Source organism: Nocardioides ungokensis (assembly GCF_013466985.1).
GTDB classification, from domain to species: domain Bacteria; phylum Actinomycetota; class Actinomycetes; order Propionibacteriales; family Nocardioidaceae; genus Nocardioides; species Nocardioides ungokensis.
In genome coordinates this window covers 2,590,526-2,608,863 of sequence record NZ_CP059164.1, presented here as the reverse complement: position 1 = coordinate 2,608,863, position 18,338 = coordinate 2,590,526, and the positions used below count along the sequence as shown (strand labels likewise).

The following is an 18,338-nucleotide window of genomic DNA, read 5'->3' as shown; positions in this document are numbered from 1 at the left end:
CGGATGCCGGATCGGGCTGCGCCGGTTTGAAATGATGGCTCGGTCATGAAGCTGCCTGTTCGACAACGCCCCGCGACTGCGCCCCCGGGCCTCGTGGGCACCGCCCGCGTCGAGCGCCGGACGCGCAACCTGCTGCCCCGGCTGCGTCCCGGCGACCTCGCCGTCCTCGACCACCTCGACATGGACCGCGCCACCGCCCAGGCGCTGGTCGACTCCGGTGTGGCCGCCGTCATCAACGCCTCGCCGATGATCTCCGGCCGCTACGCCAACCTCGGGCCCCAGGTCCTCGCCGACGCGGGCGTCCTGCTCGTGGACGGGATCGGCACCGACGGCCTGTCCGCGATCAGGGACGGCGCCAGGATCCGGGTGCACGAGGGCTCGGTCCACGTCGGTGACGAGCTGGTGGCCACCGGCCACGAGGTGGACGGTGACGACGTCCGCGCGCAGATGGACCAGGCCCGCGTCGGCATGGCGACCCAGCTCGAGACCTTCATGCACAACAGCTCGGAGTTCCTGCGCCGCGAGGAGGACCTCCTCCTGCACGGCCGGGGGTTGCCCAAGCCCTCGACCCGGATCGCCGGTCGCGCGGTCGTCGTCGTGGTGGCCGGGCACGAGCACGAGCGCGAGCTGGCCGCGATCCGCCCGTTCCTCCGTGAGCAGCAGCCGGTCCTGATCGGGGTCGAGCGGGGCGCCGAGGTCCTGCGAGAGGCCGGCTTCCGGCCCGACATCGTGGTGCTCGACGCTCGCGTCGACGAGGCCGAGCGGCCCTCGGTCAAGACGCTGCGGGCGGCTCGCGACGTCGTGCTGCGCATCGACCGTGGGGAGACCGCTCGGCGACCGAACAGCTCGAGCGACTCGGCGTACGCCCGCTGCGGCTCGAGTCGGGCGCGACGCCCGAGGACGCGGCGCTGATCCTGGCCGACGCCTGCGACGCCTCCCTCGTGGTCGGCGTGGGCATGCACGCCACCATCGAGGAGTTCCTGGACCGGCAGCGACCCGGCCTGGCCAGCACCTACCTGACCCGGCTGAAGGTCGGCCCCCGGCTCGTCGACGCGACGGCCGTGCCGCACCTCTACTCGGGTCGGGTGCGACCCGCCACCTCTACCTCGTCATGCTCGCCGGCCTCGTGGCCCTCGCCGCGGCGATCTCCGTCACCCCGGTCGGGGGTGAGTGGCGTGACTCCCTGCAGTCCGCCCTCGCGGACCTCGTCCACACGCTCGTCGTGACCGTGCCCTCGTCCTCAACGTGCAAGGACCGTTTCTCGTGATTTCCTACCGACACCACGTCGTCTCGCTGGTGGCCGTCTTCCTCGCCCTCGCGGTGGGCGTCGTCCTGGGCGGGGGCCCGCTCAGCGAGCTCGGCCGAGCGGCCACCACCGACTCGGCCCGGACCCGGGCCCAGGCGCAGGACACCAAGGCGGCCGCGGCGTTCGGCGACGACTTCGCCAGCGCCGCAGCCGTACGCTGTACGGCGACCGCCTCCAGGGCCATGCCGTCTCGATCGTGAGCATGCCCGGTGCCGACGGCGACGTCGTCAGCGGATCGCTGCGCAGGTCCAGGCGGCCGGGGGCAGCGTCGCCGGCACCTACGAAGCCCGGCCTGCGCTGGTGAACGCCTCGGAGAAGTCGCTCGTCGACACCCTGGGCAGCCAGCTGATGACACAGCTGGACGACGGCGTGGTCGGGACCGACGCTTCCACCTACGACCGGATCGGCCAGCTCATCGGGCTCTCCCTGTCCGGCGACAAGATCTCGCTCGACAAGGCGGCCTCGATCCGGCAGAGCCTGGCCGGGGGCGCAGCTGATGACCTCGCCCGCGCAGGCCTCGCGCACCGCCCTCGTCCTCGTGGTGCTCGGGCACAAGGACACCGACGACGCGATCCTCTCGGGGCTGCTGTCCGGGCTGGCCCACCACGACGACGGGCGTGGTCGTGGCCGGGGACGCCGCGTCCGGGGCCGACGGCGCCCTGCACGGCCTGCGCGCCGAGCCGGTCGCCGACGAGGTCGCGACCTCGACAGCGCGGACTCGGCCGTGGGCCAGGTCACCACGGTGCTGGCGCTCGCACGCTCGTTGAAGGTCCAGGGTGGATCCTTCGGTGCGTCGGATCGGATGGAGCCGTACCTCTCGGGTAGGATGGAATCCCGTGAAGATCGGGACCCCCACCAAGCACGTATTCGTGACCGGAGGCGTCGCCTCCTCGCTCGGCAAGGGGCTCACCGCCTCGAGCCTGGGGAGCCTGCTCCGCTCCCGCGGACTCCGCGTGACGATGCAGAAGCTCGACCCCTACCTCAACGTCGACCCCGGGACGATGAACCCGTTCCAGCACGGTGAGGTCTTCGTCACCGACGACGGGGCCGAGACCGACCTGGACATCGGCCACTACGAGCGGTTCCTCGACACCGACCTCGGCCAGTGGGCCAACGTGACGACAGGTCAGGTCTACTCGACCGTCATCGCCAAGGAGCGCCGCGGCGACTACCTCGGCGACACCGTCCAGGTGATCCCGCACATCACCAACGAGATCAAGGACCGGATCCGGGCGATGGGTGATGCCCGCGACGGCCAGGACGTCGACGTCGTCATCACCGAGATCGGCGGCACCGTCGGCGACATCGAGTCCCTGCCGTTCCTCGAGGCCGCCCGCCAGCTGCGCCACGACATCGGTCGCGACAACTGCTTCTTCCTGCACGTCTCCCTGGTGCCCTACATCGGGCCGTCGGGGGAGCTCAAGACCAAGCCGACCCAGCACTCGGTCGCCGCGCTGCGCTCGATCGGCATCCAGCCCGACGCCATCGTCTGCCGGGCCGACCGCGAGATCCCGCAGTCGATCAAGAAGAAGATCTCGCTGATGTGCGACGTCGACGAGGACGCCGTGGTCACCGCCGCGGACGCCCCCTCGATCTACGACATCCCCAAGGTCCTGCACCGCGAGGGCCTCGACGCCTACGTCGTACGTCGCCTCGACCTGCCGTTCCGCGACGTCGACTGGACCGTGTGGGACGACCTGCTCCGCCGGGTGCACCACCCCAAGGAGGAGGTGACCGTCGCCCTGGTCGGCAAGTACATCGACCTGCCCGACGCCTACCTCTCGGTCGGCGAGGCGCTGCGTGCGGGCGGTTTCGCGCACGAGGCCAAGGTCCAGATCCGGTGGGTCGCGTCCGACGAGTGCGAGACGCCCGCCGGCGCCGCGAAGCAGCTCAGCGACGTGGACGCGGTCTGCGTGCCGGGTGGCTTCGGCATCCGCGGCATCGAGGGCAAGCTCGGTGCGCTCACCTACGCGCGCACCCACGGCATCCCCACGTTGGGCCTGTGCCTGGGGCTGCAGTGCATGGTCATCGAGTACGCCCGCACCATGGCGGGCCTGGAGAAGGCGGCCTCGACCGAGTTCGACCCCGACTGCCCCGAGCCGGTCATCGCCACGATGGAGGAGCAGAAGAGCTTCGTCGAGGGCGCCGGCGACCTGGGCGGAACCATGCGCCTGGGGCTCTACCCGGCCGTGCTCAAGGAGGGGTCGGTGGTCCGCGAGGCCTACGGCGAGGCCCGGATCGACGAGCGGCACCGGCACCGCTACGAGGTCAACAACGCCTACCGCGACCAGCTGGAGGCGGCCGGGCTGGTGTTCTCGGGGACGTCCCCGGACAACAACCTGGTCGAGTTCGTCGAGCTGCCCCGCGACGTGCACCCCTACTACGTCTCCACCCAGGCGCACCCCGAGCTGCGCTCGCGCCCGACCCGTCCGCACCCGCTCTTCGCGGGGCTGGTCGGTGCGGCCATCGAGCGCCAGAAGGAGCTGCGCTTCCCGATCGACGAGTCCGGGCTGCGCCGCGAGCCCGAGCCCGAGGACGACTGACCGAGCCAGAGCGCCGACGGGTCGGCGCCGGCTGCGTGGGTGATCACGACAGTCCGGCGCCGACCCGCGTCAGCTCAGGACGGCGGCGGCGTCAGCCGCGGGCACGCAGGACCCGGGAGAGCGTGTCGCTGCCGTTGAGCAGGGCCGCGCGCACGGTCGGGTTCTGCCCCGGCTCCTGGGCCATCGCCCGGGCCCGGGCGACGAACGCCTGGTCGGCGGTGGTGGGCATCATCCCGCGCATCAGGGAGCCGACCGCGAGCATGCCGCCTCCGCTGCCGAGCCCCTCCACCTCGTCGAGGTAGCGGTGCGCCCAGGGCAGCAGGAGCTCGTGCTGGACCGGCCGCCAGAAGCTGTTCGCCACGCCGAACAGCGGGGAGCCGGCGGGGATCGAGCGCTTCTCCCAGATCTCGGCCCAGACCTCCGCCTTCGCCGACTCCTCGGCGCGGGCGGCCGTGACGCCGAGGGCCCGGACCCGGGCGTCGGGGTCGGGGTCGCGGTCGAGGAGTGCCTCGACGGCAGCGGGGTCGTACTCGCCGAGGGCGGCGCGGCGGGCCAGGACCCGCCAGGCGAGGTCGTTGTCGTCCGCGGTCGCCGCCTCCAGCAGCGTGAAGTGCTCGGAGGTTCGATGCGGCGGCGGCGAGGGTGCGCAGCGCGGGGCCCCGGTGGTCGGGCTCCTCGGCCAGGCCCGCGGCCACCTCGGCCAGTCGCGCGAGCTGGGGCGGGCACCGCCACGGCGGGGCTCCACTGCTCGGCGCACGCAGGGCCATCCTGAGGAAGGGCTCGACCACGCCGGGCGTGCGCTCGCCGCGCAGCACAGCGAGGACGCAGCCGAGCAGCTCGTCGGTGGACAGCTCGCCCTTCATCAGCATGTCCCAGGCAGTGGTCACGGCCAAGGCCCGCGAGACGGGGTCCGGGAGGTCACCGGCGGACCCGAGCATGGTGCTCAGCGACTGCTCGTCGGTGCGGACCGCGGCGAAGGTCAGGTCCGGTCGTTGAGCAGGTAGAGGTCGGCGCCCTCGGGCAGCCCCTCGACCGCGGTGCGTGAGCCCGACGTCTCGACCGTCGTGGTGCCGATCCGCTCGAGCCTCCGCCCTCGGGGGCCGCACGGCGGAACGCGCCGATCTCCAGGTGGTGGGGCCGAGGCTCCCCGCCGGCGGGGGCAGTGGCGACACCTGCGTCCCCTGGAGCACGAGGGTGTCGGTGCCGGCCCGGTCGAACCACGCCTCGGTCCAGCCGGACAGGTCGCGACCCGAGGCCTCTCCGACCGCGTCCATCAGGTCGGCCAGCCGGGTTTGCCCCACGCGTGCCGGCGGAAGTAGTCCGCAGCCCCTCGACGAGGCGTCCTCACCGACGTATGCGACCAGCTGCTTGAGCACGCTCTCACCCTTGACGTAGGTGATGGCGTCGAAGTTCGCCATCGCCTGCTCGACGTCCGGGACGTCGCCCCGGATCGGGTGCGAGGCCGGACCCATGTCGACCTGGTAGCCCGAGAGCTTCAGGCCGGCCAGGAACGACGCCCAGCCGTCGGTGTAGGCCGTGGCGTTGACCGCAGCCCACGTGGAGGCCCACGACGCGAACGCCTCGTTGAGCCACAGGTCGTCCCACCACTGCATGGTCACCAGGTCGCCGAACCACATGTGCGCCATCTCGTGCAGCAGCACGTCCACGACCGACTCGCGCTGGCCGTAGGTCGGAGGGCTGCGGAACAGCACGCTGTCACTCCAGGTGACACAGCCCCAGTTCTCCATCGCGCCGCCCTTCGGGGACGAAGACATGGTCGTATCGGGCCTGTGGGAACGGCTGTCCGAACTGCTCGCCGAAGAAGGCGAGGCCGGCGGCGGTGACGTCGAAGAGCTCGGCGGCGTCGCGCTCGAGGTACTGCCGCAGCGACTGGCGGCAGTAGAGGCCGAGGCTGTGCCCCCGCGCTCCTCGCGGAGCTCGTGGAACGGACCGGCGTTGACCACGACGACGTACGTCGACAGCGACGGGGTGTCGGGGAACGTCCACACCCGACCCCCGTCCGCCTGCTCCTCCACCGACGTGGGCGCGCCGTTGCTGGTGACCGTCCAGCTCTCGTGGGCCAGCACCGTGAAGGCGTGCGGTGCCTTCAGGTCGGGCTGGTCGAAGCAGGCCCAGGCCCGGCGGGCGTCGTCGGCCTCGAACGAGGTCCAGACGTAGACGAGCTTGTCGGAGGGGTCGACCGTGCGCAGGATGCCGGCGCACTCCCGGTGTCGTGCTGGGCGGAGGAGACGACCAGGACGTTCTCCGCGGCCAGGTCGGGCAGCGGATGCGCCCCTCGCTGACCGTGCCCAGGTCGAGCTCGCGTCCGTTGAGCGTGGCCCGGCGCAACCTCCGCCGCACAGTCGACGAAGGTGCCGGCGCCCGGCTGGTGGCACCGGAAGGTGATGGTCGAGGTGGACTCGAGGACCTCGCCCTCGAAGAGGCCCCGCATGTCGACGGAGATGTCGTAGCGGGTGACGTCCAGCAGCGTGCTCCGCGCCTCGGCCTCCTCCCGGGTGAGGCTGCGGCAAACCGGACGTGGCTCGCCCGGCCATGGACATGCTGACTCCTCCGTTGCAGTTCCGGGCGACGGTGCCCGATGGCCTGCACGGTAGCGTCACGGGCATGCCCACGCCGCGACTGACCGACGAGCCGGAGGCCTGGCCGGTCACCTCGAGCACCGACCTGCACCGCGACGACTGGGTCGTCGCGCTGCGCTCGGACGACGTCCAGCGCCCCGGACAGCTGCAGGAGAAGCCCTTCCGACGCCTCGTGCTCGAGCACCCGGGCGCCGTGATCATCCTCGCCGTCGACGACCAGGAGCGGGTGCTCTGCATCCGGCAGTACCGCCACGCGGCCCAGCACCGCCTCGTCGAGCTGCCCGCCGGGCTCTGCGACGTCGAGGGCGAGGACCCGGTCGAGGTCGCGCGGAGGGAGCTGGTGGAGGAGGCCTCGATGTCGGCGGGGGAGTGGACCCGGCTCTCCTCGACGTTCTCCTCGCCCGGCCTCTCCAACGAGATCATGCACTTCTTCCTGGCGCGCGACCTGCGACCGGCCGACCGCGGCGACTTCGTGCCCGAGCACGAGGAGGCGGACATGGAGACCTTCTGGGTCCCCTTCGACGACCTGGTGAGCGCCGTGCTCGACGGCCGGATCGCCGATGCGCCGGTCGTCGTCGCCGTGCTGTTGGCCCAGGCCCGGGGTCTGGCAGGATCGACAAGGACCGGGGGGTAGTCTCGCGCCGCGCACACAAGGGTGTGGTGCGCCTCACGCAAGGAGATGAACAGGTGAAGGTCGGCGTCCCGAAGGAAGTCAAGAACCACGAGTACCGCGTGGCCATCACGCCCATCGGCGTGCACGAGCTCACCGCGCACGGTCACGAGGTCTTCATCGAGAGGAAACGCCGGCGTCGGCTTCTCGATCGCGATCGGACGCCGAGTACGTCGCCGCGGGCGCGCAGATGCTCGACAGCGCCGACGACGTGTGGGGCACCGCCGACATGGTGCTGAAGGTCAAGGAGCCGGTGGCCGAGGAGTACCACCGGATGCGGGAGGGCTTGACCCTCTTCACCTACCTGCACCTGGCGGCGGACAAGCCGCTGACCGAGGAGCTGATCAAGCGTCAGGTCACCGGGATCGCCTACGAGACGGTGCAGCTGCCCTCGGGTGGGCTGCCGCTGCTCTACCCGATGTCGGAGGTCGCGGGCTGCCTGGCGCCGCAGGTGGGCGCCTACTCGCTGCTCAAGGCCCAGGGGGGCCGGGCGTGCTGATGGGTGGCGTGGGCGGGGTCGCCAACGCCAAGGTCGTCATCATCGGTGCGGGGGTCTCGGGGCAGAACGCCGCGAACATCGCGCTGGGCATGGGGGCCGACGTGACCCTGCTCGACACCGACCTGGACAAGCTGCGGATGTCGTTCTGGCGCTACAACAACCGGGTGTCCACGGGCTGGCCTCGTCCAAGCTGGCCATCGAGCAGCAGGTCCGCGAGGCCGACATGGTCATCGGTGCGGTGCTGATCCCGGGTGCCAAGGCGCCCAAGCTGGTCACCAACGAGCTGGTCTCGCAGATGAAGCCGGGCTCGGTGCTGGTCGACATCGCGGTGGACCAGGGTGGCTGCTTCGAGGACACCCACCCGACCACGCACGCGGACCCGACGTACACGGTGCACGACTCGACGTTCTACTGCGTGGCGAACATGCCCGGCGCGGTGCCGAACACCTCGACCTACGCGTGACCAACGCGACCATGCCGTACGCCGTGGCGCTGGCCAACAAGGGCTGGGCCCAGGCGTGCCGCGACGACCGCTCCCTGGCGCTGGGCCTGAACACCCACGCCGGCCAGCTCACCAACGCGCCCGTCGGCGAGGCGGTCGGCATCGACGCGATCTCGCTGGACGCCGTCCTGAGCTGATCCCGGGGCTGAGTTGGTCTCGACAGGCTCGACCACCGGAGGTGCGGCCCCGACCGGCGCCCCGGCCCCGACCGGCGCCCCGGCCCCGACCGGGCTGGGCATCGGCGGGCTGGCTCGCGCCGTCCGGACCTACCTCGACCACCTGTCGGTCGAGCGCGGGCTCGCGGCCAACACGCTGACGTCGTACCGGCGCGACCTGAGGCGCTACCAGCAGTACCTCGCGGAGCGCGGCATCGACGACCTCGGCGGCATCTCCGAGACGACCGTCAGCGACTTCCTGGTGCGGTTGCGGGAGGGGGACGCCGATCACGCGCCGCTCAGCGCGAGCTCGGCCGCCCGCACGGTCGTGGCGGTGCGCGGCTTCCACCGGTTCGCCGTGCGCGACGGCCTGGCCACCGTCGACCCGGCGGGCTCGGTCAAGCCTCCCGCGCCCGCGAAGCGGCTGCCCAAGGCGCTGCCGCTCGCCGACGTCGAGGCGATCCTGGAGGCCTCCGGTGCCGCCGGCACCACCCTCGCGCTGCGGGACCGGGCGCTGCTGGAGGTGCTCTACGGCACCGGGGCCCGGATCTCCGAGGCCGTGGGGCTGGACGTCGACGACCTCGACGCCGTCGACGGGACCGTCCTGCTGCGGGGCAAGGGCGGCAAGGAGCGCCTCGTGCCGGTCGGCTCGTACGCGCGCGACGCGGTGGACGCCTACCTGGTGCGGGGGAGGCCCGAGCTCGTCGCCGCCTCGACGGCGGCCAGCACCGGGGGCGCACTGTTCCTCAACGCGCGCGGTGGCCGGCTGTCCCGCCAGTCCGCGTGGGCGGTGCTGGTGAAGGCGGCCGAGCGGGCCGGGGTCACCCGCGACGTCTCTCCCCACACGCTGCGCCACTCCTTCGCCACGCACCTGCTCGACGGCGGCGCCGACGTCCGCGTGGTCCAGGAGCTCCTCGGGCACGCGTCCGTCACCACCACACAGGTCTACACGCTGGTCACCGTCGAAAACCTCCGTCAGGTGTTCGCGACAGCGCACCCGCGGGCGAGGGACCAGTGAGCTGGGTCCCGGCGGTCGGCGCCTCCGCGGACGCGGTCTACGACGCGCTGCTCGACCGGGTGGCCGGTCAGGGCCTCGAGCTCTACCCGCACCAGGACGAGGCTGTCTTCGAGCTGCTGGCGGGCAACAACGTCATCCTGGCCACGCCCACCGGGTCGGGGAAGTCGCTGGTGGCCCTGGCCGCGCACGCCGCCGCGCTGGCGACCGACCGGGTCAGCTTCTACACGGCTCCGATCAAGGCCCTGGTGAGCGAGAAGTTCTTCGCGCTCTGCGAGGAGCTGGGCCCCGACAACGTCGGGATGCTGACCGGCGACGCCTCCGTCAACGCCGAGGCCCCGGTCATCTGCTGCACAGCCGAGGTGCTGGCCAACATCGCCCTGCGGGAGGGATCGCACGCGGACGTCGGTCTCGTCGTCATGGACGAGTTCCACTTCTACGCCGAGCCGGACCGCGGCTGGGCATGGCAGGTCCCGCTGCTGGAGCTGCCGCAGGCACAGTTCCTGCTGATGTCGGCCACGCTGGGCGACGTCTCGGCCCTCGCGAAGGACCTCACCCGTCGCAACGGGCGCGAGACGTCGGTCGTGGACGATGCCGCGCGCCCGGTGCCGCTGACCTTCAGCTACGCGATGACTCCGCTGCCGGAGACCCTCGAGGAGCTGGTGGCCACGAAGCAGGGCCGGTGTACGTCGTGCACTTCACCCAGGCGGCAGCCATCGAGCACGCCACGTCCCTGCTGTCGCCGAGGCTCGGGCGGGCCGAAGCTGACCCGCGAGCAGCGCGACGTGGTCGCCGAGCGGATCGGGGGCTTCCGGTTCGGCGCCGGATTCGGCAAGACCTCTCCCGCCTGCTGCGCAGCGGCATCGGCGTGCACCACGCCGGGATGCTGCCGCGCTACCGGCGTCTCGTCGAGCAGCTGGCCCAGGCCGGGCTGCTCCAGGTCATCTGCGGCACCGACACGCTCGGGTCGGCATCAACGTGCCGATCCGGACCGGCTCTTCACCGGGCTGGCCAAGTTCGACGGCAGCCGGCAGCGGATCCTGCGGACCCGGGAGTTCCTGCAGATCGCGGGGCGGGCCGGCCGGGCCGGCTTCGACACGGCCGGTACGTCGTCGTACAGGCCCCCGAGCACACCATCGAGAACGAGCGGGCCAAGGCGAAGGCCGAGGCGAAGAACGCCGCATGAGCCCGGAGAAGCGGGCGAAGAAGAAGAGCAAGGCGCAGCTGAGGAAGGCCCCGAGGGCGCCGTGGTCTGGACCGAGCAGACCTACGACAAGCTCGTCGCCGGGGAACCGGAGCCGCTGGTGAGCCGGATGAAGGTCGACAACGCCATGCTCCTCAACGTCGTGGCGCGCGAGGAGGACGCCTTCCCGGTGCTGCGCCGCCTGCTCACCGACAACCACGAGGACCGTCGCGCGCAGCTGCGGCTCTCGCGTCGCGCGCTCCGGCTCGCACGCAGCCTTCTCGCCTCCGGCGTCCTGACCCGGCTCGAGGAGCCCGACCAGCACGGCCGGCTACGTCCCTGACCGTGGACCTGCCGGTCGACTTCGCGCTCAACCAGCCCCTGGCGCACTTCGCGCTGCGGCGCTGGACGTCCTCGACCCGGAGGCGCCCGAGCACACCCTCGACATCGTCTCGGTGATCGAAGCGGTGCTGGAGGGGCCCCGGCAGATCCTCTTCGCCCAGCAGCACGCCGCACGCGGCGAGGCGATCGCCGAAATGAAGGCCCACGGCATCGAGTACGACGAGCGGCTGCTGCTGCTGGAAGAGGTCACCTGGCCGCAGCCGCTCGCCGAGCTGCTGGAGGCGACGTACGAGATCTATCGGGGCCGGCACCCGTGGCTGCCCGAGGACGCCCTGTCGCCCAAGTCGGTGGTCCGCGAGATGTTCGAGCAGGGGATGAGCTTCACCGACTTCGTCAGCCGCTACCAGCTGGCCCGGTCCGAGGGGCTCGTGCTGCGCTACCTGACCGACGCCTACCGCACCCTGCGCCAGACCGTCCCCGAGGACTACCGCACTCCCGAGCTCGAAGACCTGGTCGAGTGGCTGGGGGAGACCGTGCGGCAGACCGACTCCTCGCTCCTCGACGAGTGGGAGGCGCTGACCGACCCGGGGCACGTGCGTCCCGACGTGGCTCACCACGAGCCGCCGCCACCGCCGCGCCCGATCTCCCGCCAGGAGCGGGCGTTCCGGGTGATGGGTCCGCAATGCGATGTTCCGCCGGGTCGAGCTGGTCGCACGCGACGACCTCGACGGGCTGATGGCCCTGGAGCGTTCCGCCGCCGACCGGACCGAGCCACCGCGAGAGGTGGGGATGACACGGTCGGCGTGGGACGAGGCGATCGAGGCCTACTACGGCGAGCACGACACCCTCGCACCAGTGGGGACGCCCGTGGGCCGTCCCTGCTCGAGGTCGAGCCGGCCACCGGGCAGCCGGTCGGCGCGGGGGAGGACGACGTCGCCCGCCTGTGGCGGGTGCGTCAGACCCTCGACGACCCCGAGGGTCACCACGACTGGGTGATCGACGCGGTGGCCGACCTCGATGCCTCCGACACGGCGGGCGAGCTGGTGCTGGCGACCGTGGCGATGCGACGGCTGTGAGCGCGTTGTGGGTCGGCTCGTAGGGTGGGCGACATGTCCGAGCTGACGACGGTCCACAATCCCGAGGCGGATCGCTACGAGGCCTGGTGCGACGGCGAGCTCGCCGGGTTCGCGGCGTACCAGCTGACCGAGAAGCTGATCGTGTTCACCCACACCGAGGTCGACGACCGGTTCGAGGGACGTGGTGTGGGCTCGGCGATCGCGAGGTACGCGCTGGAGGACGTCCGCGCGGACGGGACCCGCCAGGTGGTGCCGAAGTGCCCCTTCATCAGGTCCTGGATCGAGTCGCACCCGGAGTTCGCCTCGCTGGTCCGTGGGGCGCCCGCCGGGACCTCCCGGACTGATCGACGCCCGGTCCGCCCTCCACAGAGTTGTGCACAGGCGGACGTCGGCCTGTGCACTCGACGGCTGCGCCATGCACAGTTCCTCAACAGATCGGGCGTGCACCCGGTGGGTTTCGGGGACCGCCTTGTTGGCCCCCGGAAGCCGGGCCTAGAGTCGCCCGCGAGTCGCCCACAAGTCGCCGTGTCGACAAAGCAGGATGTAGGGGACGATCACGAGTCCGGGCCCGGCGCCCGGCTGGGGCAGGCGAGGAGCGGCACATGAGTGATGGCGGCACGTTCTCAGGGTCCACCGGGTTCACCGGCAGCAGCGCCTTCGAGATGCCACCGCTGGTCCGGCCCACGCCCCCTCCGTCGAACCAGCCCCCGTCGAACCACCCTCCGTCAGACCACCCTTCCCCCACCCCGGAGATGAGCACCGCGTGTCCGACCCCCTGCCCTTCGAGCGCCCGGCCCAGGCCGTGCGGACCGCGACCGCCGAGCGGGAGCTCGGCCCGACCGGGCGGCCCATGCCGGACCTGCCCGAGCCGCGCCCGGTCACCCAGCACGGGCACCCGCGGGTGATCTCGATGTGCAACCAGAAGGGCGGGGTCGGCAAGACCACGACCACCATCAACCTGGGCGCGTCGCTCGCGGAGTACGGCCGCAGGGTGCTGCTCGTCGACTTCGACCCGCAGGGCTCGCTCTCGGTCGGGCTGGGCCTCAACCCGCACGAGATGGACCTGACGGTCTACAACCTGCTGATGGAGCGCGACGTCTCCGTGGACGACGTCATCGTGCCGACCGGGGTCCCGGGGATGGACCTGCTGCCCTCCAACATCGACCTGTCGGCAGCCGAGGTGCAGCTGGTCCACGAGGTGGCGCGCGAGCAGACCCTCCAACGGGTGCTCGGGCCGGCGCTGGCGAACTACGACGTCGTCCTCATCGACTGCCAGCCCTCGCTGGGTCTGCTCACCGTCAACGCCCTCACCGCCTCCGACGGGGTCATCGTCCCGCTGGAGTGCGAGTACTTCGCGCTGCGCGGGGTGGCGCTGCTCAAGACCACGATCGACAAGGTGCGCGAGCGATTGAACCCCAAGCTGGAGATCGACGGCGTCCTCGGCACCATGTTCGACGGCCGCACTCTGCACAGCCGCGAGGTCATGGACCGGCTGGTGCAGGCCTGGGGCGACAAGGTCTTCCACACCGTCATCCGGCGCACGATCAAGTTCTCCGACTCGACCGTGGCCGGAGAGCCGATCACGTCGTACGCCACGACCTCGACCGGAGCGGCGTCCTACCGCCAGCTGGCCAAGGAGGTGCTGGCCCGTTGTCTCGACGGGTGAGCATGCCGGCTGCCGACGACCTGTTCCGCCCGACCTCGCCGGCCGGGCGCCCTGGCACGGGTGAGCCGAAGCCGGTCGAGCACAAGTCGGTCGAGCCACGGGCGGAGGCCGCGGTGCGCGCCGTACCGGACGAGCCGGAGGCGGACGTCGACGGCACCGACGCACGGGGCCGCGGCGGGTCCGCGCGCAGGCCCAGCGGACGGGTCCGGCACGATGAGAAGATGACGGTCTACGTCACCTCCGACGAGCTGCTCGACCTCGAGCACGCCCGGCTCTCGCTGCGCCGCGCGCACGGCCTGGCCGTCGACCGGGGGAGGCTGGTCCGCGAGGCGGTCGCGATGGTGCTGGAGGACTTCGAGGCCCACGGGCAGGACAGCGCGCTGGTGCGACGGCTGACCCAGGAATGACCGCTCCATGAAGCCTCCGCGCCGGGCGACACCGAGACCCCGGCCGCCGAGCCCACGCCCGGGTTCGAGGTCCGGCTCGACAACTTCGAGGGCCCGTTCGACCTCCTGCTGAGCCTGATCAGCAAGCACAAGCTCGACATCACCGAGGTCGCGCTCTCACAGGTCACCGACGAGTTCATCGCCCACGTGCGGGCGGCGGGCCCCGCGTGGGACCTCGAGCAGACCACGTCGTTCCTGCTCGTGGCCTCGACCCTGCTGGACCTCAAGGCGGCCCGGCTGCTGCCGCAGGGCGACGTGGAGGACGAGGAGGACCTGGCCCTGCTCGAGGCGCGCGACCTCCTCTTCGCGCGACTGATGCAGTACAAGGCGTTCAAGCTGGTGGCCGCCGTGCTCGACACCCGGCTGGCCGGCGAGTCGAAGCGGCACCCGCGCGCGGTCGGGCTGGAGGACCGCTTCGCCACCCTGCTGCCCGAGGTCCTCATCGGCATCGGGCTGGATCAGTTCGCGGCGCTGGCGGCCAGGGCCATGGAGCCCAAGCCCGTGCTGGAGGTGTCGCTGCACCACATCCACGCGGCGCAGGTCAGCGTCCGGGAGCAGGCGACCCTGGTGGTGGAGCGACTGCGCCGTTCGGGGACGATGACGTTCCGGGCGCTGTGCGGGGACTCGCCCGACACGCTGACCACCGTGGCCCGGTTCCTCTCGCTGCTCGAGCTGTTCCGCGAGGGCGCGGTCGCCTTCGACCAGGTGACACCACTCGGGGAGCTGACCGTGCGGTGGACGGGGAGCGACGACGACGACTTCGAGATCGACGAGTTCGAGGGTGCGCCGCCCGAGCCTGCAGCCGGCGCAGAAGGCACACCCGTGCCAGACCAGGAGGAGACAACGTGAGCGAGACGGCCCGGGCGGGCGAGACCGAGGAGACCCTGGCGGTGCCGGTGGCCCAGCTGCGGCCGTCGCTGGAGGCCGTCCTGATGGTGGCCGACCAGCCGCTCGACGCGGTCGCGCTCGCGAGCGCCGTGGGCTACCCGGTCGACCAGGTCACCGCGGCACTCCAGGGCTGGCCGACGAGTACACCCAGCAGGGCCGCGGCTTCGAGCTGCGCAACGTGGCCGGAGGCTGGCGGTTCTACACCCGCGAGGAGTACGCCGTGGTGGTCGAGGGCTTCGTCCTCGAGGGGCAGCAGGCCCGCCTCACGCAGGCGGCCCTCGAGACGCTGGCGGTCGTCGCCTACAAGCAGCCGGTCTCGCGCGCCCGGGTCTCCGCGATCCGGGGCGTGAACGTCGACGGCGTGATGCGCACCCTCCTGACGCGCGGGCTGGTCGAGGAGGCCGGCCAGGACCACGAGACCGGTGCCAACCTCTACCGGACCACCGGGTACTTCCTCGAGCGCATCGGCGTCAGCTCGCTCGACGACCTGCCCGAGCTCGCGCCCTACCTCCCGGACATGGCCGACCTCGAGGACGAGCTGGAGGCGGTGGCGAGCTCGCCCGCGGAGCCGGCTCAGGAGCAGTCGGCGGAGACCTCGGTCGAGGCACAGCCCGGGTCCGAACCCTCTGCCGCCGAGGAGCCCACCGCGTGACCGGGCTGCAGACCGACGACGACGGCCTGATCCGGCTGCAGAAGCTGCTGGCCCAGTCGGGCGTGGCCTCGCGGCGCAAGTGCGAGGAGCTGATGCTCGAGGGCCAGGTCGAGGTCGACGGCGAGGTCGTCACCCGGCTGGGCACGAAGGTCGACCCCACGACCGCGGTGATCCGGGTGGCCGGCAAGCGCCTGCCGCCGATCTCCCCGAACGTCTACCTGGTGCTGAACAAACCGCGCGGGGTCGTGTCGACGATGTCGGACCCCGAGGGCCGCAGGACCCTGTCGGACCTGGTCGCCGACCGGCCCGAGCGGCTCTTCCACGTCGGGAGGCTCGACACCGACACCTCGGGGTTGCTGCTGCTCACCAACGACGGCGACTTCGCGCACCGTATGGCCCACCCGTCGTACGAGGTGGACAAGACGTACGTCGCCGAGGTGGCCGGTGAGGTCACGCGGACCACGATCCGCACGCTGCTCGACGGGGTCACCCTCGAGGACGGCCCCGTGACGGTGTCCCAGGCGAGGATCATCAGCGTCTCGGGCAGGGGGGACGGTGCTCGGTCGATCGTCGAGCTGGTGATCCACGAGGGCCGCAACCGGATCGTCCGCCGGCTGCTGGAGCAGCTCGGCCACCCCGTGCGCCGGCTGACCCGCACCGCCATCGGGCCGGTGCAGCTGCAGGGCCTCGAGGTCGGGGCGATCCGCGAGCTCACCCTGGACGAGCTCGGCGTGCTGCTGGACAGCGCCCAGCTCTAGCGCCGTCGAGCCCACGCACCGGGCGCCGGGGGCGCCACCCCGTCCCTGCTCGTTAGCCTTGGGACTTCCGAGGTGATCCGAGGCGAGGAGAGGAAGTGGCGGTGCGAGCAGCGCGGAGCGCGACCCGGTTCGAGGGGGACTCGTGCGGCCGCCTGCTCGGACGGGTCGCTGAGTCGGTGCCTGACGCAGTGGATCCCCGACGATGAGTGACGGACCGTTCGGCCGGCCGGTCCTGGTGGTCGGCGCCGGCCTCCTCGGGACCTCGATCGGACTCGCCCTGCGTCGACACGGCATCGAGGTGTGGCTCCAGGACGTCAACCAGGAGCACGTGCGCACGGCCTCCGGGCTCGGCGCCGGCGTGGCGAGACCGGGCGTGGGGGAGCCTGCCCTCGTGGTCGTGGCCGTGCCTCCCGACCTGCTGGGCGTCGAGATCGGCCGCGCGCTTGCGGAGTTCGCCGGAGCAGTCGTCACCGACGTCGGCAGCGTCAAGAGCGAGCCGCTCGCGCAGCTGCGGGCCGCAGGTGCCCCCGACCTGGGCAGGTACGTCGGGTCACACCCGATGGCCGGCTCGGAGCAGTCGGGGCCGCTGGCCGGCTCCGCCTCGCTCTTCGACGGGCGACCCTGGGCGATCACCCCGCACGACGAGGCCGAGCCTGCGGCCGTGGCCACCGTGGTGGCCCTGGCCGAGCTGTGCGGCGCCACGCCGCTGTCGATGCCGCCTGACGAGCACGACGTGGCGGTGGCCCGGATCTCCACGTGCCGCACCTGCTCGCCGTGCTCGCCGCCGGCCGGCTCGCCGATGCGCCCGCCGACCACCTCGCCCTGTCCGGTCAGGGGGTTCGCGACGTCACCCGCATCGCCGGCGGTGACCCGGCCCTGTGGCAGCAGATCGTGACCGGGAACGCGGCCGCGGTGCTCCAGCTGCTGGGGGAGGTGCGGGGACAGCTCGACCTCCTCATCGACGCCGTGTCGACGGGGGCACGGGCCGACCTCGCCGCCCTCCTGGACCGGGGTGTGGCCGGGACCCGCGCCATCCCGGGCAAGCACGGCGGTCCGACCAGGCCGATGCAGTCGGTGTTCGTGTCCGTTCCCGACCACCCGGGCGAGCTCGCCCGGCTCTTCGCGGACGCCGGGTCCGCCGAGGTCAACATCGAGGACGTCCACATCGACCACGACCCCGGCCGCCCGGTGGGTCTCGTCGAGCTGCTCGTCGACGAGGCCAGCGCCGAGCAGCTGCTGGCGTCGCTGGAATCCCGTGGATGGGTGACCCACCGGTAGGCTGCGGGCTGCACTTTCCGCACCCAGCACGAAGGCAGGCCGTCCGTGTCCAGCACCGCCCCCACCTCCGCGAACCCCGCCGTGGGCACGGTCGTCGCAATCGACGGACCGTCCGGGTCGGGCAAGTCGAGCACCTCACGTGGTGTCGCGAGCCGCCTGGGCTACCGCTACCTCGACACGGGGGCGATGTTCCGGGCGATGACCTGGTGGATGCTGCGCCACGACGTGGACGTGCACGACCCGGCTGCGGTGGCGGCGCGGGTCGCCGAGCCCGAGATCCTGTCGGGAACCGACCCGCTGGCTCCCACCATCACCGTTGACGGCACCGACGTCGCGACCGCGATCCGGGGCGAGGACGTGACCGGGGCGGTGTCCCCGGTCAGCGCCGTGCCCGAGGTGCGGGCGTGCCTGCTCCAGCTCCAGCGCTCGGTGATCGGCGCCGCACCGGGCGGCATCGTCGTCGAAGGCCGCGACATCGGCTCCGTCGTGGCGCCCGACGCCCCGGTGAAGGTCTTCCTGACCGCCGACCCGGCGGCCCGTGCAGCGCGCCGGGCAGCCGAGGAGGGCGGCTCGGACGTCAGCGCCACCCAGGAGTCGCTGCTGGCCCGCGACAAGATCGACTCGGGCCGTGCCACCGCGCCACTGGTCATGGCGGACGGGGCCGTCCACATCGACACCACTCCGTACACGCTGGACGAGGTGATCGGTCTCGTGGTCGCACTCGTGGAGGCGGTGGAGGCACCGGCGTGACCCCTTCGT

General features: G+C 72.0%; 17 protein-coding genes and 4 pseudogenes. 19 read left to right on the top strand and 2 right to left on the bottom strand.

Annotation, left to right across the window (positions count from 1 at the left end; translation table 11 throughout):
* Positions 1 to 45 precede the first annotated feature (45 nt).
* From steA to pyrG, 4 genes are all read left to right on the top strand, one after another.
* Positions 46 to 912: a putative cytokinetic ring protein SteA gene (gene steA / locus H0S67_RS12855; RefSeq protein ID WP_180933383.1), complete on the top strand. Its 867-nt coding sequence runs from the start codon at positions 46 to 48 to the stop codon at positions 910 to 912.
* A 199-nt stretch (positions 913 to 1,111) separates the two neighbouring features.
* Positions 1,112 to 1,267 (top strand): hypothetical protein, encoded by a 156-nt coding sequence (locus tag H0S67_RS12850; protein WP_180933382.1) that lies wholly within the window; start codon positions 1,112 to 1,114, stop codon positions 1,265 to 1,267.
* Positions 1,264 to 1,506: a copper transporter gene (locus H0S67_RS26745; protein ID WP_180933381.1), complete on the top strand. Its 243-nt coding sequence runs from the start codon at positions 1,264 to 1,266 to the stop codon at positions 1,504 to 1,506. Before H0S67_RS12850 ends, H0S67_RS26745 begins: the two co-directional genes overlap by 4 nt.
* Positions 1,507 to 2,142: 636 nt before the next feature.
* The gene (gene pyrG / locus H0S67_RS12835) at positions 2,143 to 3,849 is read left to right on the top strand and encodes a CTP synthase (protein ID WP_180933380.1); all 1,707 of its coding nucleotides are present in this window, start codon (positions 2,143 to 2,145) and stop codon (positions 3,847 to 3,849) included.
* Between the two features lie 91 nt (positions 3,850 to 3,940).
* On the opposite strand, the gene H0S67_RS23645 is transcribed toward pyrG, so the two are convergent.
* Entirely contained in the window at positions 3,941 to 4,606 is a 666-nt protein-coding gene (locus tag H0S67_RS23645; protein ID WP_219635256.1) for an ERAP1-like C-terminal domain-containing protein, read from the bottom strand.
* A gap of 86 nt (positions 4,607 to 4,692) precedes the next feature.
* Between H0S67_RS23645 and H0S67_RS23640 the strand changes: the two genes are divergently transcribed.
* Positions 4,693 to 4,845, top strand: a complete 153-nt coding sequence (locus tag H0S67_RS23640; protein WP_219635255.1) for a hypothetical protein — start codon at positions 4,693 to 4,695, stop codon at positions 4,843 to 4,845.
* A gap of 281 nt (positions 4,846 to 5,126) precedes the next feature.
* Here the strand turns inward: H0S67_RS23640 and H0S67_RS28210 are convergent.
* Positions 5,127 to 6,404: pseudogene (locus H0S67_RS28210) on the bottom strand (M1 family aminopeptidase); the annotation flags it as partial.
* 70 nt (positions 6,405 to 6,474) lie between these two features.
* Between H0S67_RS28210 and H0S67_RS12825 the strand changes: the two are divergent.
* The 14 genes and pseudogenes from H0S67_RS12825 (at position 6,475) to cmk (ending at position 18,329) form a co-directional block, all read left to right on the top strand.
* On the top strand, positions 6,475 to 7,083 hold the full coding sequence (locus H0S67_RS12825) for an NUDIX domain-containing protein (RefSeq protein WP_180933378.1): 609 nt from the start codon (positions 6,475 to 6,477) through the stop codon (positions 7,081 to 7,083).
* Positions 7,084 to 7,136: 53 nt separating this feature from the next.
* Positions 7,137 to 8,257: pseudogene (gene ald, locus H0S67_RS12820) on the top strand (alanine dehydrogenase).
* Between the two features lie 100 nt (positions 8,258 to 8,357).
* On the top strand, positions 8,358 to 9,293 hold the full coding sequence (gene xerD, locus H0S67_RS12815; protein ID WP_180936912.1) for a site-specific tyrosine recombinase XerD: 936 nt from the start codon (positions 8,358 to 8,360) through the stop codon (positions 9,291 to 9,293).
* Positions 9,290 to 10,816 carry a DUF3516 domain-containing protein gene (locus H0S67_RS26740; RefSeq protein WP_281368847.1) on the top strand — a complete coding sequence of 509 codons (1,527 nt, stop codon included), beginning with the start codon at positions 9,290 to 9,292 and terminating at the stop codon, positions 10,814 to 10,816. The genes xerD and H0S67_RS26740 overlap by 4 nt, the downstream gene beginning before the upstream one ends.
* A gap of 112 nt (positions 10,817 to 10,928) precedes the next feature.
* Positions 10,929 to 11,891 (top strand): DUF3516 domain-containing protein, encoded by a 963-nt coding sequence (locus H0S67_RS28205; RefSeq protein ID WP_425489810.1) that lies wholly within the window; start codon positions 10,929 to 10,931, stop codon positions 11,889 to 11,891.
* Positions 11,892 to 11,924: 33 nt separating this feature from the next.
* Positions 11,925 to 12,497: a GNAT family N-acetyltransferase gene (locus tag H0S67_RS12805; RefSeq protein WP_180933377.1), complete on the top strand. Its 573-nt coding sequence runs from the start codon at positions 11,925 to 11,927 to the stop codon at positions 12,495 to 12,497.
* 157 nt (positions 12,498 to 12,654) lie between these two features.
* Positions 12,655 to 13,557 (top strand): ParA family protein, encoded by a 903-nt coding sequence (locus H0S67_RS12800; protein ID WP_425489809.1) that lies wholly within the window; start codon positions 12,655 to 12,657, stop codon positions 13,555 to 13,557.
* On the top strand, positions 13,542 to 13,964 hold the full coding sequence (locus tag H0S67_RS12795; RefSeq protein ID WP_180933376.1) for a hypothetical protein: 423 nt from the start codon (positions 13,542 to 13,544) through the stop codon (positions 13,962 to 13,964). Before H0S67_RS12800 ends, H0S67_RS12795 begins: the two co-directional genes overlap by 16 nt.
* A gap of 42 nt (positions 13,965 to 14,006) precedes the next feature.
* A pseudogene (locus tag H0S67_RS12790) lies at positions 14,007 to 14,852 on the top strand (segregation and condensation protein A); the annotation flags it as partial.
* 217 nt (positions 14,853 to 15,069) lie between these two features.
* The gene (scpB, locus tag H0S67_RS12785; RefSeq protein WP_343050066.1) at positions 15,070 to 15,543 is read left to right on the top strand and encodes an SMC-Scp complex subunit ScpB; all 474 of its coding nucleotides are present in this window, start codon (positions 15,070 to 15,072) and stop codon (positions 15,541 to 15,543) included.
* Positions 15,540 to 16,301, top strand: a complete 762-nt coding sequence (locus H0S67_RS12780) for a pseudouridine synthase (RefSeq protein WP_180933375.1) — start codon at positions 15,540 to 15,542, stop codon at positions 16,299 to 16,301. Before scpB ends, H0S67_RS12780 begins: the two co-directional genes overlap by 4 nt.
* A gap of 202 nt (positions 16,302 to 16,503) precedes the next feature.
* Positions 16,504 to 16,941, top strand: a pseudogene (locus tag H0S67_RS25255) (prephenate dehydrogenase/arogenate dehydrogenase family protein); the annotation flags it as partial.
* A 116-nt stretch (positions 16,942 to 17,057) separates the two neighbouring features.
* Positions 17,058 to 17,579: a prephenate dehydrogenase dimerization domain-containing protein gene (locus tag H0S67_RS25250; protein WP_343050065.1), complete on the top strand. Its 522-nt coding sequence runs from the start codon at positions 17,058 to 17,060 to the stop codon at positions 17,577 to 17,579.
* Between the two features lie 45 nt (positions 17,580 to 17,624).
* Entirely contained in the window at positions 17,625 to 18,329 is a 705-nt protein-coding gene (gene cmk, locus H0S67_RS12770; protein ID WP_180933374.1) for a (d)CMP kinase, read from the top strand.
* Positions 18,330 to 18,338: the final 9 nt, after the last annotated feature.

What these genes read in the sequence shown, in the direction of transcription:
- steA (WP_180933383.1), top strand. Translation starts at nt 46, where the DNA reads ATGAAGCTGCCTGTTCGACAACGCCCCGCGACTGCGCCCCCGGGCCTC.
- H0S67_RS12850 (WP_180933382.1), top strand. Translation starts at nt 1,112, where the DNA reads ATGCTCGCCGGCCTCGTGGCCCTCGCCGCGGCGATCTCCGTCACCCCG.
- H0S67_RS12805 (WP_180933377.1), top strand. Translation starts at nt 11,925, where the DNA reads ATGTCCGAGCTGACGACGGTCCACAATCCCGAGGCGGATCGCTACGAG.
- H0S67_RS12825 (WP_180933378.1), top strand. Translation starts at nt 6,475, where the DNA reads ATGCCCACGCCGCGACTGACCGACGAGCCGGAGGCCTGGCCGGTCACC.